Source organism: Variovorax sp. 350MFTsu5.1 (assembly GCF_048302515.1).
Lineage (GTDB): Bacteria > Pseudomonadota > Gammaproteobacteria > Burkholderiales > Burkholderiaceae_C > Variovorax > Variovorax guangxiensis.
Map to the genome: position 1 here is coordinate 1,794,553 of NZ_CP157620.1, position 14,827 is coordinate 1,809,379.

12 protein-coding genes are annotated in these 14,827 nt (G+C 69.3%); 9 read left to right on the top strand and 3 right to left on the bottom strand.

From position 1 onward, the window contains the following. Positions 1-64: 64 nt before the first annotated feature. From hemC to ABL843_RS07885, 4 genes are read left to right on the top strand one after another with little or no spacing between them, the layout of a single operon-like run. Positions 65-970 (top strand): hydroxymethylbilane synthase, encoded by a 906-nt coding sequence (gene hemC / locus ABL843_RS07870; protein WP_418119504.1) that lies wholly within the window; start codon positions 65-67, stop codon positions 968-970. 16 nt (positions 971-986) lie between these two features. Further along, positions 987-1,760, top strand: a complete 774-nt coding sequence (locus ABL843_RS07875) for a uroporphyrinogen-III synthase (protein ID WP_418119505.1) — start codon at positions 987-989, stop codon at positions 1,758-1,760. Continuing rightward, the gene (locus ABL843_RS07880; RefSeq protein ID WP_184635486.1) at positions 1,757-2,854 is read left to right on the top strand and encodes a uroporphyrinogen-III C-methyltransferase; all 1,098 of its coding nucleotides are present in this window, start codon (positions 1,757-1,759) and stop codon (positions 2,852-2,854) included. Before ABL843_RS07875 ends, ABL843_RS07880 begins: the two co-directional genes overlap by 4 nt. Positions 2,855-2,864: 10 nt before the next feature. Continuing rightward, positions 2,865-4,148, top strand: coding sequence for a heme biosynthesis protein HemY (locus ABL843_RS07885; RefSeq protein ID WP_418119506.1), 1,284 nt, complete (start codon positions 2,865-2,867; stop codon positions 4,146-4,148). Between the two features lie 16 nt (positions 4,149-4,164). Here the strand turns inward: ABL843_RS07885 and ABL843_RS07890 are convergent, their stop codons facing one another. After that, positions 4,165-5,712 (bottom strand): MFS transporter, encoded by a 1,548-nt coding sequence (locus ABL843_RS07890; protein WP_418119507.1) that lies wholly within the window; start codon positions 5,710-5,712, stop codon positions 4,165-4,167. 119 nt (positions 5,713-5,831) lie between these two features. On the opposite strand from ABL843_RS07890, the gene ABL843_RS07895 reads away from it, so the two are divergent. Next, positions 5,832-6,710 (top strand): LysR family transcriptional regulator, encoded by an 879-nt coding sequence (locus ABL843_RS07895; RefSeq protein ID WP_126022630.1) that lies wholly within the window; start codon positions 5,832-5,834, stop codon positions 6,708-6,710. 48 nt (positions 6,711-6,758) lie between these two features. Here the strand turns inward: ABL843_RS07895 and ABL843_RS07900 are convergent, their stop codons facing one another. Beyond that, a complete protein-coding gene (locus tag ABL843_RS07900; RefSeq protein WP_418119508.1) occupies positions 6,759-9,935 on the bottom strand; it encodes an Rne/Rng family ribonuclease in 3,177 nt (1,058 codons plus the stop codon). A 553-nt stretch (positions 9,936-10,488) separates the two neighbouring features. Here ABL843_RS07900 and ABL843_RS07905 point away from each other — a divergent pair. Genes ABL843_RS07905 through ABL843_RS07920 form a run of 4 tightly spaced genes read left to right on the top strand, consistent with a single transcriptional unit; the run spans position 10,489 to position 13,667 of the window. Next, positions 10,489-11,586 (top strand): RluA family pseudouridine synthase, encoded by a 1,098-nt coding sequence (locus tag ABL843_RS07905; protein WP_418119509.1) that lies wholly within the window; start codon positions 10,489-10,491, stop codon positions 11,584-11,586. Beyond that, complete coding sequence (locus ABL843_RS07910) at positions 11,579-12,250, top strand: HAD family hydrolase (protein WP_418119510.1); 672 nt, start codon at positions 11,579-11,581, stop codon at positions 12,248-12,250. Before ABL843_RS07905 ends, ABL843_RS07910 begins: the two co-directional genes overlap by 8 nt. A gap of 23 nt (positions 12,251-12,273) precedes the next feature. Next, complete coding sequence (locus tag ABL843_RS07915) at positions 12,274-12,645, top strand: Rieske (2Fe-2S) protein (protein ID WP_126022634.1); 372 nt, start codon at positions 12,274-12,276, stop codon at positions 12,643-12,645. A gap of 5 nt (positions 12,646-12,650) precedes the next feature. Further along, positions 12,651-13,667, top strand: coding sequence for a S49 family peptidase (locus tag ABL843_RS07920; protein ID WP_126022635.1), 1,017 nt, complete (start codon positions 12,651-12,653; stop codon positions 13,665-13,667). A gap of 7 nt (positions 13,668-13,674) precedes the next feature. Here the strand turns inward: ABL843_RS07920 and ABL843_RS07925 are convergent, their stop codons facing one another. After that, a complete protein-coding gene (locus ABL843_RS07925; protein WP_126022929.1) occupies positions 13,675-14,826 on the bottom strand; it encodes an MFS transporter in 1,152 nt (383 codons plus the stop codon). Position 14,827 lies beyond the last annotated feature (1 nt).

A 14,827-nucleotide genomic window follows, 5' to 3' on the forward strand; every position in this document is an offset into this window, starting at 1 on the left:
TCGTTGTTGCGGCGCAACATGCTAGCATTCCCGCGGTTTGGAACACGTACTTTTGAGGCCGGTCTTGAGCAATATCGTGATCGCCACGCGCGAAAGCCGCCTGGCACTGTGGCAAGCCCAGCATGTGCAGGCGCTTTTGCAAGAAAGAGGCCACACCGTCAGCCTGCTGGGGCTGACCACCACCGGCGACCAGATCCTGGACCGCACGCTCAGCAAGGTGGGCGGCAAGGGGCTCTTCGTGAAGGAACTCGAACTCGCACTCGAGGAAGGGCGCGCCGACATTGCCGTCCATTCGCTGAAGGACGTGCCGATGGACCTGCCCGAAGGCTTCGTGCTGGCCTGCGTGCTCGAGCGCGAAGACCCGCGCGACGCGCTCGTCTCCCCCCGTTTCGAATCGCTCGACGCGCTGCCGCAGGGCGCCGTCGTCGGCACCTCCAGCCTGCGCCGCATGGCGCTGCTGCGCGCGCTGCGGCCCGACCTGCGCATCGAACCGCTGCGCGGCAACCTCGACACCCGCCTGCGCAAGCTCGACGAAGGGCAGTACGACGCCATCGTGCTGGCCGCGGCCGGTCTCAAGCGGCTGGGGCTGGAAAGCCGCATCCGTGTGGCCTTCGACGCCGACACCATGCTGCCTGCCGCGGGGCAGGGTGCGCTCGGCATCGAAGTGCGCGCCGACCGCAAGGACCTCATCGAACTGCTGGGCCCGCTGGCCCACCAAGGCGACTGGCTCTCCACCGCCGCCGAGCGCGCCGTGAGCCGCGCGATGGGCGGCAGCTGCTCGATGCCGCTGGCCGCCCATGCGCGCTGGCAGGCCGACGGCGCGCTGCGCATCGATGCCGCCTGGGGCGACCCCGAAGGCAAGGTGCCGCTGGTGAGGGTGCACGCGCTGGCATCCGTCGGCGACTTCGCGCAGGCCGAGGCGCTCGGCGAGCACGCCTCGGCGCTGCTGCGTGCCGGCGGAGCCCACTGACACCGGTGGTCGTCGTATGACCGGCCGTCCCGTCATCGTCACGCGGCCGGCGCGCGAAGCCGCGCGATGGGTCAGCGATCTGCGCGCCGCGGGTATCGACGCGGTGGCGCTGCCGCTCATCGTGATCGAACCCGCCACCGACATCGAGCCGCTGCGCGCGGCATGGCGGCAGCTCTCGGACTATGCCGCGCTGATGTTCGTGAGCGCCACGGCGGTCGAGCATTTCTTCCAATACAGAGGTGCCGCCGATTCGCTGGCAGGTTGCCGCTTCTGGGCCACGGGCCCTGGTACGAAGCGCGCCTTGCTGCGTGCGGGCGTGCCGTCCGATTCCATCGACGCGCCGCCGCCCGAGGCCACGCGCTTCGACTCCGAGGCGCTGTGGGAACGCGTCCACGCGCAGGTGTCGAATGGCGTTCGCGTGCTGATCGTGCGCGGCGGCGACGAAGCCGGACGGCCCGCGGGACGCGACTGGCTGGCCAACGAGATCGATGCGGCGGGCGGCCATCGCGACACCGTGGTGGCCTATCGCAGGCTGCCGCCATCGCTGGACGTCGTACAACACCGCCTCGCCATGGACGGCGCCGAAGGCCGGGCGATCTGGCTCTTCAGCAGCTCGGAGGCGATCGCCAATCTGCAGCGCGCGATGCCGGGCGTGCAGTGGCATGCCGCAAGCGCGGTCGCCACGCATGCGCGCATCGGCGAAGCCGCGCGTGGCGCGGGTTTCGGGGCGTTGCGTGTATGCACGCCCCTGCTGGATGCGCTGGTCGCGTCTATAGAATCCTTGGCATGAGCGCCGCGTCCCCCACAGACGATCTTTCTCCTTCCCCATCCGCTGCCACGGCGCCGGTTCCAGCCCCGCTGGCACCGCATCAGACACCTGCCGCGCAGGCCGCGGGCGCACTGCTTCTCTCCCGCATCGGCTTCGGCCTGGTGGCCCTGGTGGCGCTGGTCGCACTGCTGATGTCCATCGCGCTCTGGCAGAAGGTCGGCGGCATGAAGGAGCAGCTGGCGCGCCAGAGCGCCGACGCCATCGCGCAGTCGATGGAGGCGCGCACGCTGGCCCGCCAGGCCAGCGACACGGTGCGCGATGCCTCGGCCCGCGTGGCGCTGGTCGAGACCCGCGTGGCAGAAGTCGCGCTGCAGCGCTCCCAGCTCGAGGAACTCATCCAGAGCCTCTCGCGTTCGCGCGACGAGAACCTGGTCGTCGACATCGAGTCGGCCGTGCGCCTTGCCCTGCAGCAGGCGCAGGTCACCGGCAGCGTCGAGCCGCTGCTGGCCGCGCTGAAGGCCGGCGACACACGCATCGCACGCGCCGCGCAGCCGCGGCTCACTCCGCTGCAGCGCGCCATGCAGCGCGACGCCGACCGCCTGCGCAGCAGCGCCAGCAACGACGGCGCCGAGGCGCTGCAGAAGCTCGACGAGCTGATGCGCAACGTCGACGACCTGCCCACGCTCAACGCGGTGGCCGTGCGCGGCACCGGCACCAATGCATGGCAGCCCGAGCCCATACCCGCCGATGCGCCTTGGTGGCGCCGCGTGCTGCTCACCGTGCGCGGCGAGGCCCGCTCGCTGGTGCGCGTCGGCCGCATCCAGAGCCCGGAGGCGATCCTGCTGGCGCCCGAGCAGTCGTACTTCCTGCGCGAGAACCTCAAGCTGAAGCTGCTCAACGCGCGCCTGTCGCTGCTGTCGCGGCAGATGGAAGCCACGCGCAGCGAGCTGTCGCAGGTGACCGCCTCGCTCAACCGTTACTTCGACCCCGCATCGCGCCGTACCCAGGCCGCCGCCACGCTGCTGCAGCAGTTGCAGTCGCTGGTGAAGACGACCGAGCCGGTCCGCATCGACGACACGCTGGCGGCGCTCGCGACTGCCGCAGCAGGGCGCTGATCGGACATCCATGCGCGCAGCAATCTGGCTTCTTGCCCTCTTCGCCGTCGCGGCGGCAGTCGCTCTCTTCGCAGGCAACAACCAGGGCACGATCACCGTGTTCTGGCCGCCGTGGCGTGTCGATCTTTCGCTGAACCTCGTGCTCGTGATCCTGCTGGTGGCCTTCGTGCTGCTGCATGCGGCCTTGCGGGCGCTGGCGGCGCTGTTCTCGCTGCCCACGCAGGCGCGCCAGTGGCGGCTGCAGCAGAAGGAGCGCACGCTGCACGCAGCCCTGCTCGACGCGATGGTGCAACTGATCTCCGGCCGCTTCTCGCGCGCGCGAAAGGCCGCGCAGGCCGCGCTCACGCAGGAGAAAACGCTCGCCGCGCTCGGCGCCAGCCTGCCGCAGGCGCAGCAGGTTCGCGTGCTCTCGCACCTGCTCGCCGCGGAAAGCGCGCAGGCGCTGCAGGACAAGGCGGCGCGCGACGCGCATCTGCAGCAGGCCCTCAACGAAAGCGCGGATCGCACCGTGCTCGCCAGCCCCGAGACGCGCGAAGGCGTGCAGCTGCGCGCTGCGCGCTGGGCCCTCGAAGATCGCGATGCAGCGGCCGCACTGGCGCGGCTCGAAGAACTGCCGCAGGGCGCGCAGCGCCGCACGCTCGCACTGCGGCTGCGCCTGAAGGCCGCGCGTCAGGATCGCCGCACGCTCGAAGCACTCGAAACCGCGCGCCTGCTGGCCAAGCACCGCGCTTTCTCGGATGCTGCCGCACAAAGCATCGTGCGCGGCCTCGCGACCGAGCTGCTGTCGGGCGCGCATGATCCGGCCCAGCTGCTGCGCGCCTGGACCGAACTCGATGCCAGTGAGCGCGAGATGCCCGAGGTGGCGATCCACGCGGCCCAGCGCATGGTCGCGCTGCGCGGCGATCTGGCACTGGCGCGCGGCTGGCTGCTGCCGGCCTGGGAGCGCATGGTGGCCAATCCGCGCGGGCTCGGCGACGCGCTGCGCGTCAAGCTGGCGCGCGCGCTCGAAGCAGGGCTCGACTCGGTGGACGCCGAATGGCTCGCGCGCATCGAGAGCGCGCAGCGCAACAACCCGCGTGACGCGAACCTGCAGTACCTCGCGGGCATGGCCTGCATGAAGCGCCAGCTCTGGGGCAAGGCCCAGCAGCTGCTGATGCAGGCCGGCATGGGCCTGCAGGACACGGAGCTCTATCGCCGCGCCTGGCTCGCACTGGCGCAGCTGGCGGAAGACCGCGACGACGCCGAGCAGGCCGCCGAGGCCTGGAAGCGCGCGGCGCAGGTCGAGAACTCCTGAAGCCGGCCTGGCCGGCCTAAGGGCACGCGGGCCGCACCGACGGCTTCTTGCTGCCGCCGCCGAAGACCAGCCAGCTGATGCCGGCCAGCAGCCATACGCCGGCGCCTCCGTAGAGCATCACCAGTCCGAAGCCGTGCGCCAGCGCGGCATGCACCGTTGCTCCGGACGGATCGAGCTGCGGCAGCGCGGGAAAGCTCTCGCCCAGCGACGCGAAGCTGCCCGCCGCGACTTTCTCCGCCAGCGCGCGCAGCTGCAGCGCATCGAGCGATGCGGACAGCGCGCCGCGCAGGTGCGCATGGACGCCCTCGAGCAGCACGAAGCCCATCAGCGCGATGTTGATGGCCAGCGTGATCAGCCGCGCGCTCATGTCCATGCCCGAAGCCATGCCCGCCCGCGCGCTCGGCACCGAGCCGGTGGTGGTGTTGGTGACGGGCGTGTTGGTCAGCCCGAGCCCGATACCCGCGAGCAGGCAGCCGGGGAGCATCGTCATCCAGCTCGCATGGGCCATGCCGCTGCCGTAGCGCATGGCCATGAAGCCGAGGCCGATGACGAAGAGGCCGGCCGGAATCACCACGCCCGGGCGGTAGCGCAGCGAGAGCCGCTCGGCCAACGGCGGCAGCACCAGCGTGGGCAAGGTGTAGGCCAGCAGCGCGGAGCCGGCCACGACGGCGTCGTAGCCCAGCGCGCCCTGGAAGAAAATGGGCAGGTAGATCATGAACGGCCAGAAGCTGAAATTCATGCCGATGGAGCCGATGATCGAGCCCGAGAAGTCGCGGATCCTGAAGACCGAGAAGTCGAACATCGGATGCGGGTTGATCTTCTCCACCCACAGGAAGAGCGCGAAGCTCGCGGCCGCGGCGGCGGCGATGCCGATGGCGAGCGGGCTCGAGAAGCCGAGGCCGGGCCCCTGCGTGATGAAGCAGGTCAGCCCCAGCACCGCGAGCGACAGCGTGACGATGCCGGGCAGGTCGAGCCGCTGCGCGTCGGGGTCGCTCGACTCCTCCACGCTGCCGAGCACCAGGGCCAGCGCCACCGCCGCGAGCGGCGCGTGGACGAGAAACACCCATTCCCAGCTCGACAGCGCCACGATCGCGCCGCCGATGACCGGCCCGAAGCCCAGGCCCATGCCGAACACCACACCCCAGGTGGCGAAGGCCCGGCTGCGTTCCTTGCCTTGCTGGAACTGGTGCGACAGCACCGCGAGCTGGCAGATCAGCATCGCGCCGCCGCTGAGGCCCTGCAGGAAGCGCGCGGCGATCAGCACCGGCGCGTTCTGCGCGAGCCCGCAGGCCAGCGAGGTCAGGCCGAACAGCGCCACGCTGACGACGAGGATGCGCTTGCGGCCGTAGCGGTCGGCCAGCGTCCCGGCGGCCATCAGCACCGTGGTGCAGGCGATGGTGTAGGCGTTCATGATCCACTGCATGTCGCTGAAGTCGCCATGCAGTTCCTTTTCGAGCGTGGGAAGGATGACGGGCACGCTGGAGATTTCCAGGCCGAACATCAGGGCGATGAGGCAGATCGCGGCCAGTGCGACGCGGTTCTTGCCGGTGTGGGAGAGGGGCATCGGAATCTTTCGGAAGTCCTTGAAGGCGACAGGTCCGGGCGATTCTGGGTAAAGCCTCTTCATGATGGAAATGATTTAATTTCCTGAGACCCATTAACAACCATCATTTATTTCTAGCCATGGACTTCGATCCCGCACTGCTGCGCGCCTTCGTGGCTGTCAAGGAAACCGGCGGCTTCACGCGCGCCGCCCAGCGGCTGCACCTGACGCAGTCGGCCGTGAGCCACCAGATCAGGCGGCTGGAAGAGCAGGTGGGCCGGCCGCTGTTGCATCGCACGACGCGCCGCCTCACGGTGACCGAGGACGGCGAAGACTTCCTGCGCTATGCCCAGCAGATCCTCGAGACGCTGGACGCGATGACGCGGCGCTTCCAGCCCTCGCCCATCGCTGGCGTGGTGCGCTTCGGCGCGCCGGATACCTTCATGGGCGAGCGGCTGCCTCCCTTGCTTTCGCAGTTCGCTCGCTCCTTTCCCGCCACGCGCATGGAAGTCAGCGTGAGCATGCACCTCGACTTCCGCGCCATGGTCCGCGCGGGCGAGCTCGATCTTGCGGTGGTGATGTCGCCACCCGGCTGCGAGGAGGGCACGCGCCTGCGGCGCACGCAGCTGGTGTGGGCGGCGGCCGAAACCTTCGAGGCGGCGCCCGGTGCCTCGCTGCCGCTGGCTTTCTTTCCCAAGCCCTGCGTCAACCGCGAGGTGGCGAGCGAGGCGCTGGATGCGATGGCGCTCGACTGGCATGTGGTCTTCACCTCGGCGAGCCAGCACGGCATTCGCGCGGCGGTGCTCGCGGGGCTGGCGGTGACGGTGCTCACGCGCGAGGACGTGGAGCCGGGAATGAAGATCGTCGACGGCCGCTATGGATTGCCGCAGCTGCCGAGCGTGGATTTCTCGCTGATCTGGAGCGAGAACGGCAAGACCGAATGCGCCTGCCGCTTCGGGCAACTGATCCTGGAGATGCCCGAGCTGCCCCTGCCCGGGAAGGCGATGCAGAAGGCATGAATGAAAACGGCGCCAGTGGCGCCGTTTTTCATTTGCTTCCAGCAGGCTTTACTGCTGTTGTTGCTGCTGCTGTTGTTCGAACGGCAGCGACATCGAGCCGAGGTCGCGGCGGGTTTCGACCAGCACCAGCGGGCCCTCGTCGAGCACCACCAGCGGCGGGCGCTCGCGCGGCACGTGCACCGGCTTCGGCTCGGCTTCGATCGCGGCGCGCGCCTGGGCGATGCGCTCGGCGTCCGAGTTGACCCACTGCAGGCCCGAGCTTTCGGCGATCTGCGCGAGTTCTGCCAGCGGCAGTTCGAAGGGCTGGACCTTGGGCAGCGCGCGGCCGTTGGCGGCCGCGGTTGCCTTGGCGGAAGCGCTTTCGATCACGATCTGCTCGGCTGCTGCTTCAGCAACGGCGACGACCGGCGCGGGGCGCTCGGCACGGGGCTGCTGTTGCTGCGGTGCCTCGCGGACTTCCGTTGCGACGGCAACGGCTTCCACTGCTTCGACGCGCTCGGACGCCAGCGGCAGTTGCTGCTGGGGCTCCTGTTGCTGCCCCTGCTGTGAGAAGCCTTCGGCGGAAGCCACTGCGGCGCCGGCTTCGGCTTCTTCGCGCGGGCCGCGTTCGCGGCGGTCGCGGCCGTAGCGGTCGCGCGAACGGCCGCGGCGCTCTTCGCCGTCGCGGCGCGGTGCCTGCTCGCCATTGCCGTTGATGGCGGCTTCGCTGCCTTGCTCGGCGTCGGCTGCAGCGGCTTCGGCGCCGCGTGCATCCGCTTCGGCTTGCGCTGCGTCGTTGCCGCGGCGTTCACGGCGGCCGTCGTTGCGGTCGCCACGGGGGCCGCGCTGTTCATCGCGACCGTTGCGGGGCTGGCGCTGCTCGCCTTCGCCGGCCTCGGCTGCGTTGCGTTCGCGGTCGCCATTGCGTTCCCCACGCTCGCCACGCTCATTGCGCTCGCCACGTTCGCGACGCTCGCCACGGGCGCGCGGTGCGCGTTCGGCCGTGCTGCCTTCGTCGCCCGCAACGGCGCCGGCCAGTTGCTGGGCTTCGAGGTCGGTGCCCGCCAGCGCATCGGCCGGCAGCACGCTGCTGCGACCTTCGCGGCTTTCGCCTTCGCGGCGCTCGCCGCGTCCGTTGCGGCGCTGTTCGCCGTCGCGCGGTGCGCGTGCCTCACGGGCTTCGCGCGGCTCGCGTTGTTCGCGCGGCTGGTTGTTGGCGCCTTCGTTGCGTTGCTCGTTGCGCTGTTCGCCGTTGCGGCCTTCGCGGCGTTCGCCGCCACGGCCACCGCGGCGCTGTTCGCCGTCGCGGCCGCCCTGGCGTCCGCCGTTCTCGCCACGGCCCTCGCTTCGCTCGCCGCGTTCACCGCGGCCTTCGCCGCTGCGGCCGCCACGGCGCTGTTCGCCGCTGCGAGCTTCGCCGTCACGGCCGGGGCGGCCGTCGCGGCGGGGCTTCGGTGCCTCGACCGGGATCGGCGCCGGCGCGGGAGCCGCGACCGGCTCGGGCTTGCCGCCGAACAGGTTCTTGATCCAGGCGAAGAAGCCGGTCTGCGCCGGAACGGGCGCGCTCACCACGGGCGGAGCGACCGGCGCCGGTGCGGCGGGTGCGCGCACGGCTTCGGGCTTGGGCGGCACAACCGGAGCCGGCGCGTCGGGCAGCACGCCCTTGATAACGGGCGTCTGCTTGTTGGTGGGCTCCTGCGAGCGGCGGGTGACCGAGGTCGGGTCCTCGATCTCGTCGGCCATCTTGTAGCTGGCCTCGATGTGGTCGAGGCGCGGGTCGTCGTGCTTCAGGCGCTCGAGCTTGTAGTTGGGCGTCTCGAGGGTCTTGTTGGGCACCATCAGCACGCTCACGCGCTGCTTGAGTTCGATCTTGGCGATCTCGGTGCGCTTCTCGTTCAGCAGGAAGGAGGCCACTTCCACCGGCACCTGCACGTGCACGGCGGCGGTGTTGTCCTTCATCGACTCTTCCTGAATGATGCGCAGGATCTGCAGCGCGCTCGACTCGGTATCGCGGATGTGGCCCGAGCCGCCGCAGCGGGGGCAGGGGATCGACGAGCCTTCGGACAGCGCCGGCTTCAGGCGCTGGCGGCTCATTTCCATCAGGCCGAACTTGCTGATCGAGCCGAACTGCACGCGGGCGCGGTCTTGCCGGAGCGCGTCGCGCAGGCGGCTTTCGACTTCGCGGCGGTTCTTCGACTCGTCCATGTCGATGAAGTCGATGACGATCAGGCCGCCCAGGTCGCGCAGGCGCATCTGGCGGGCCACTTCGTCGGCGGCTTCGAGGTTGGTGCGGGTGGCGGTTTCCTCGATGTCGCCGCCCTTGATGGCGCGCGCCGAGTTCACGTCGACCGAGACCAGCGCCTCGGTGTGGTCGATGACGATGGCGCCGCCCGAGGGCAGCTGCACGGTGCGGGCGTAGGCCGACTCGATCTGGTGCTCGATCTGGAAGCGGCTGAACAGCGCCGCGTCGTCGCGGTAGCGCTTCACGCGCGAGGCATGCTCGGGCATGACGTGCGCCATGAACTGCTGCGCCTGGTCGTAGATGTCGTCGGTGTCGATCAGGATGTCGCCGATGTCGTGATTGAAATAGTCACGGATGGCGCGGATGACGAGCGAGGATTCCTGGTAGATCAGGAAGGCGCCCTTGCCGCCCTTGGCGGCGCCGTCGATGGCGCTCCAGAGCTTGAGCAGGTAGTTCAGGTCCCACTGGAGTTCGGGCGCCGAGCGGCCGATGCCGGCGGTGCGCGCGATGATGCTCATGCCCTTGGGGTACTCGAGCTGGTCCATCGCCTCCTTGAGCTCGGCGCGGTCGTCGCCCTCGATGCGGCGCGAGACGCCGCCGCCGCGGGGGTTGTTCGGCATCAGCACGACATAGCGGCCGGCCAGCGAGATGAAGGTGGTGAGGGCCGCGCCCTTGTTGCCGCGCTCTTCCTTCTCGACCTGCACGACCAGTTCCTGGCCCTCGCGGATCGCGTCCTGGATGCGGGCCTGGCTGGCCGACACGCCTTCGGCGAAGTACTGCTTGGAGATTTCCTTGAACGGCAGGAAGCCGTGGCGGTCTTCGCCGTAGTCGACGAAACAGGCTTCGAGCGAGGGCTCGACGCGCGTGACGACCGCCTTGTAGATGTTGCCCTTGCGCTGTTCGCGTCCTTCGATTTCGATTTCGTAGTCGAGCAGTTTCTGCCCGTCGACGATGGCCAGGCGGCGTTCTTCGGCCTGCGTGGCATTGATCAGCATCCGCTTCATGATGCGTTGTCCTTATATGTATCGTTCTACCGGCCCTTGACGAGCCAACGATGCACGGACGACGCCCGCGAAACCAGGGAATTGCCGCTTGGGCCCCGGATGCTGCCGCTGCCGCGCAGGGCGCGGGCGGGCTTCTCGAGCGTTAGCTCAAGAAGACAGCCGGGGTGGGGGCGCGTGGATGGGCGCGAGCCAGATTCGGTGCTGGGTAGCTATCTTTTTAATAGCTGGTTGCGCAATGATGGCGCGCGCTGCGGACGGCTGAATGGCCGAAGCCACCGGCGCAAGCCAGTGCAGGCACATTCGAATCAGCAGCATCAACACAACAAGGGACTCGCTTCGATCCGCCGACAGCTTGGAAGCTGCAGGCTGGGGTATTCCGTATCGGTGTTTCGTGGGTGTCGGCTTGACTTGGGCGCCTTGTCTGCCACTTTGCGCGATTGCGCGGGGTTTGCAGCTCGGCGCCAAAGCGGCATCGACCTCCCAGCGCCGCCCTGGGTATTTGATGGCAGTGGACTAAACTTCTGTCTAATCAAGCACTTACATGACCGCGCTGGTGAAAAACATTATAGGTGCGAAGCAAGGGCCCGCGGCTGCTCGAAATCCCGCAGGCCTGCAGGGCCCGGGAGAACCCGGGGCGCCGCATTCGGCCATCAGATTCCTCACAGTCGATGCCGAATCCGCCGGGCAGCGGCTCGACAACTTCCTTTTCCGCCATCTGAAAGGCGTTCCGAAGACGCACGTCTACCGGATCATCCGGTCGGGAGAGGTGCGCATCAACAAGGGCCGGGTGCAGGCCGAGACCCGCATCGAAGCCGGCGACGTGCTGCGGCTGCCGCCGATCCGCATTTCGCAGCGCGCGGAAGAGGGCGCCGCCCCGCCCGCGCCAGCGCGCGAATTTCCCGTCCTGCTGGAAGACGACGCCGTCCTGGCCGTCGACAAGCCGGCCGGAGTGGCCGTCCACGGCGGCAGCGGCGTGAGCTTCGGCGTGATCGAGCAACTGCGCACCGCGCGGCCCGGGGCCAAGTTCCTGGAGCTGGTGCACCGGCTGGACCGCGAGACCTCCGGCATCCTGCTGGTCGCCAAGAAGCGCAGCGCGCTGGTCGCGCTGCAGGACCAGTTCCGCGAACGCGAGACCGGCAAGACCTATCTGGCGCTGGTCGAAGGCGACTGGCCGGCCAGCAAAAAGGTGCTCGACGCGCCTCTCGCCAGGTATCTGCTGCCCGACGGCTCGGCCGGCGCGGGCGAGCGCCGCGTACGTGTGGTTGCCAAGGACCACCCGGACGCCATGCGCGCCGTCACGCTGGTGCGGGTGCTGGCCAGGCTCTCGCTGCCGGGCGAGTCGGCTCCGATGTCGCTGCTGGCGGTCACGATCAAGACCGGCCGCACGCACCAGATCCGCGTTCATCTCGCCTCGGCCGGCCATCCGATCGCGGGCGACGACAAGTACGGCGAAGCCGATCGCCAGCGCGCCCTTCACAAGCTGGGCCTGCGGCGCATGTTCCTGCACGCGTGGCGGCTGCAGTTCAATCACCCGGCCAGCGGCGAACGCGTTGCGCTGCAGGCCGGCCTGCCGCCCGAGCTGCTCTCGCTGATGCCCCCGGCTGCCCTCGAGGCGATGGCCCGACACCCCACCCCCATGGTTCATGACTGATTCAAAAAGACCCCCGCGCTTCGACCTGATTGCTTTCGACTGGGACGGCACGCTCTACGACTCCACCCGCCTCATCGTGCGCTGCATCCAGGCCGCGGTGATCGACGTGGGCGGCGCCAAGCCTAGTGAGAACGACGCCGCCTGGGTGATCGGCCTGGGCCTGGCCGAGGCGCTCGCGCGCGCGGCGCCCGATGTGCCGAAGGAGAAATACCCCGAACTCGGCGCGCGCTACCGCTACCACTACCTGCAGCACCAGGACGACATCGTTCTCTTCGACGGCGTGCTGCAGATGCTCGACGCGCTGCGCGAGCGCGGCCACCAACTGGCGGTGGCCACCGGCAAGTCGCGCCGCGGCCTCAACGAGGCGCTCAAGACGGTCGCGCTGCGCGACCGCTTCGACGCCTCGCGCACCGCCGACGAGACCTTCGGCAAGCCGCACCCGCGCATGCTGCTGGAGCTGATGGAAGAACTCGACGTGCCGCCCGAACGCACCCTGATGATCGGCGACACCACGCACGACCTGCAGCTCGCGCAGAACGCCGGCTGTGCCAGCGTGGGCGTGAGCTACGGCGCCCACGAGCCCGCGAGCTTCGACGAATTCAAGCCGCTGCACGTCGCCCATTCGGTGGCCGACCTCGAAGCCTGGCTGCTCGAAAACGCCTGAACAGAATCGATCAAGATGCCGCCATGAGCGATCAAGAACGCATTCCGCTGTGCAACGCCTGCGACCTGGCCGAAGGCGGCCTGGCGGTGCCCTTCGACGTGGTCTACGGCGGCGAGACCTGCCGCGCCTTCGCGATACGTTTCGAGGGCAGGCCGCATGCATTCCTCAATCGCTGCACGCACGTCGCGATGGAGCTCGACTTCCAGCCCGACCGCTTCTTCGACGACACCGGCCAGTGGCTGCTGTGCGCGACGCACGGCGCGGCCTATCGGCCCGACACCGGCGAATGCGCGGGCGGCCCGTGCCGCGGCGGCCTCGTGAAGATCGCGCTGAGCGAGCATGACGGCGTGGTGCACTGGCATACTGACTGGAACCTTCACCCCCTGACTTTCTGACCGACATGACCGACCCGAACCGAACCGAACCCTCGGGGTTCGAACCTTTTGAGCGGGCCCCTTCCACGAACATGGCCAAAGATCCCACGCAGCGCCCCGGTTGGGAGCGCGCAACCCTCGAGAAGCTCGCCTTCGCCTCGCTGAACGAACAGAAGGCCGCGCGCCGCTGGAAGACCTTCACGCGACTGGCCTGGCTGGCCTTCTTCGTCTTCCTGGCCTGGGCCGCGTTCTCGCGCAGCACGCCGAGCACGGCCAAGACCTCGGCGCACACGGCCGTCGTCGAGATCAAGGGCGAGATCGCCAACGGCGGCGACGCGAGCGCCGAGTTCGTGGTCGCGGCCATGAAGACGGCCTTCGAGGACGAGGGCGCCAAGGGCGTGGTCCTGCTGATCAACTCCCCTGGCGGCAGCCCGGTGCAGGCCGGCATCATCAACGACGAGATCAAGCGCCTGAAGGCCAAGTACAAGAAGCCGGTCTATGCCGTGGTCGAGGAAACCTGCGCTTCGGCGGCCTACTACATCGCCGCCGCGGCGGACAAGATCTACGTCGACAAGGCCAGCATCGTCGGCAGCATCGGCGTGCTGATGGACGGCTTCGGCTTCACCGGCGTGATGGAGAAGGTGGGCGTCGAGCGCCGCCTGCTGACGGCCGGCGAGAACAAGGGCTTCCTCGACCCGTTCAGCCCGATGAGCGACGCGCAGCGCGCGCATGCGCAGACCATGCTCAACCAGATCCACACCCAGTTCATCAATGTGGTGAAGGCCGGCCGCGGCGACCGCCTCAAGCTCGACACCCCGGGCCTGTTCAGCGGCCTCTTCTGGAGCGGCGAGCAGGCCGTCGAGTACGGCCTGGCCGACCAGCTCGGCAATGTCGACTACGTGGCGCGCGAAGTGATCAAGGCCGAAGAGGTGATCGACTACACCCGCCGCGACAACGTGGCCGAGAAGCTGGCCAAGAAGTTCGGCGCGGCGATGGCCGAGACCACCGTGCGCCTGATGCACGCCACGCCGGCGCTGCGCTGATCGTTTCTTACCTGGCTTCGCCGCCGGCCGTGTAGCGCGCCGATGCCGCCAGCGCCGCGGCGAAGACCACCACCACGTAGAGCGCCGCCGTCAGCGAGGTCGCGCGCGCCAGAAGGCCGATCACCGCCGGGCCTGCCATGAACCCGAGATACGCCACGGCCGAGACCGACGCGATGCCACGCGCGGGCTCGATGCCGGGCACCTTCGCGGAGGCCGAGAACAGGATCGGCACCACGTTCGCGAAACCTACCCCCACGCCGGCGAAGCCGACCAGTGCCAGCCAGGGCAGATCGGTGATGAGCACCAGCGTCATTGATGCCGCCGCCAGCAGGCCGCTGCCGAGCAGCAGCGCAGCCGGCGAGAAGCGCGCGCGCAGGGCGTCGCCGCCGAAGCGCGCAGCCGCCATCGCCGCCGAGAAGCTCGCGTAGGCCAGCGCGGCCTGCTGCTGCGGGCTGCCGATTTCCTGCTGCATGTAGAGCACGCTCCAGTCGTAGATCGCGCCCTCGGCGATCAGGCCCAGCGCGGCGAGCACGCCCAGCACGGCGAGCGTGCCGCGGGGCAGCAGGAAGCCGTGGTCGACTTCGGTCGCACCGCTGGTGGCGGGTCGGGGCAGCATGCGTGTGGAGGCCAGTGCGACGAGCACCGTCATGCCGGCTGCAACCACCAGCAGGTGCGCCTGCGCGCCGAGCCCGGCCGCCAGCGCGGCGCTGCCGCTCGCGGCACCGGCCATGCCGCCGAGGCTGAACATGCCGTGCATGCCGCTCATCAGCGGCGTGCCGCCATGCAGCTCGAGCTGGGCGGCCTCCGTGTTGATCGACACGTCGAACACGCTCGTCACGAGGCCGAAGGCTGCCAGCAGCACCAGCAGCGCCGCGTAGCCCGGCATGGCGATCAGGCCTGCCAGCAGCAGCGCGTAGACGACGCCGCAGATGCCGGCCATGCGCCGCGGGCCGTTGCGGCCGATCCAGCGGCCCGCGCTGGTCAGGCCGAACATGGCGCCGGCGCCGGCCGCGAGCATGGCCAGGCCGAGCTGGGCCTCGTCGATGCCGTAGTGCGCCTTGACCGTGGGCACGTGCACGCCCCAGGTCGCGAAGATGAAGCCGGCTGCGAAGAACTGCGCGCGCGAAGCCCAGCGCGTGGCTGCGGTAATGGCCACCATC

Coding starts and splice junctions, on each gene's coding strand:
- ABL843_RS07895 (WP_126022630.1), top strand. CDS start 5,832: ATGGACTTCGATCCCGCACTGCTGCGCGCCTTCGTGGCTGTCAAGGAA.
- ABL843_RS07925 (WP_126022929.1), bottom strand. CDS start 14,826: ATGGTGGCCATTACCGCAGCCACGCGCTGGGCTTCGCGCGCGCAGTTC.
- ABL843_RS07920 (WP_126022635.1), top strand. CDS start 12,651: ATGACCGACCCGAACCGAACCGAACCCTCGGGGTTCGAACCTTTTGAG.
- ABL843_RS07880 (WP_184635486.1), top strand. CDS start 1,757: ATGAGCGCCGCGTCCCCCACAGACGATCTTTCTCCTTCCCCATCCGCT.
- ABL843_RS07915 (WP_126022634.1), top strand. CDS start 12,274: ATGAGCGATCAAGAACGCATTCCGCTGTGCAACGCCTGCGACCTGGCC.
- ABL843_RS07890 (WP_418119507.1), bottom strand. CDS start 5,712: ATGCCCCTCTCCCACACCGGCAAGAACCGCGTCGCACTGGCCGCGATC.
- ABL843_RS07900 (WP_418119508.1), bottom strand. CDS start 9,935: ATGAAGCGGATGCTGATCAATGCCACGCAGGCCGAAGAACGCCGCCTG.
- ABL843_RS07885 (WP_418119506.1), top strand. CDS start 2,865: ATGCGCGCAGCAATCTGGCTTCTTGCCCTCTTCGCCGTCGCGGCGGCA.
- ABL843_RS07910 (WP_418119510.1), top strand. CDS start 11,579: ATGACTGATTCAAAAAGACCCCCGCGCTTCGACCTGATTGCTTTCGAC.
- ABL843_RS07875 (WP_418119505.1), top strand. CDS start 987: ATGACCGGCCGTCCCGTCATCGTCACGCGGCCGGCGCGCGAAGCCGCG.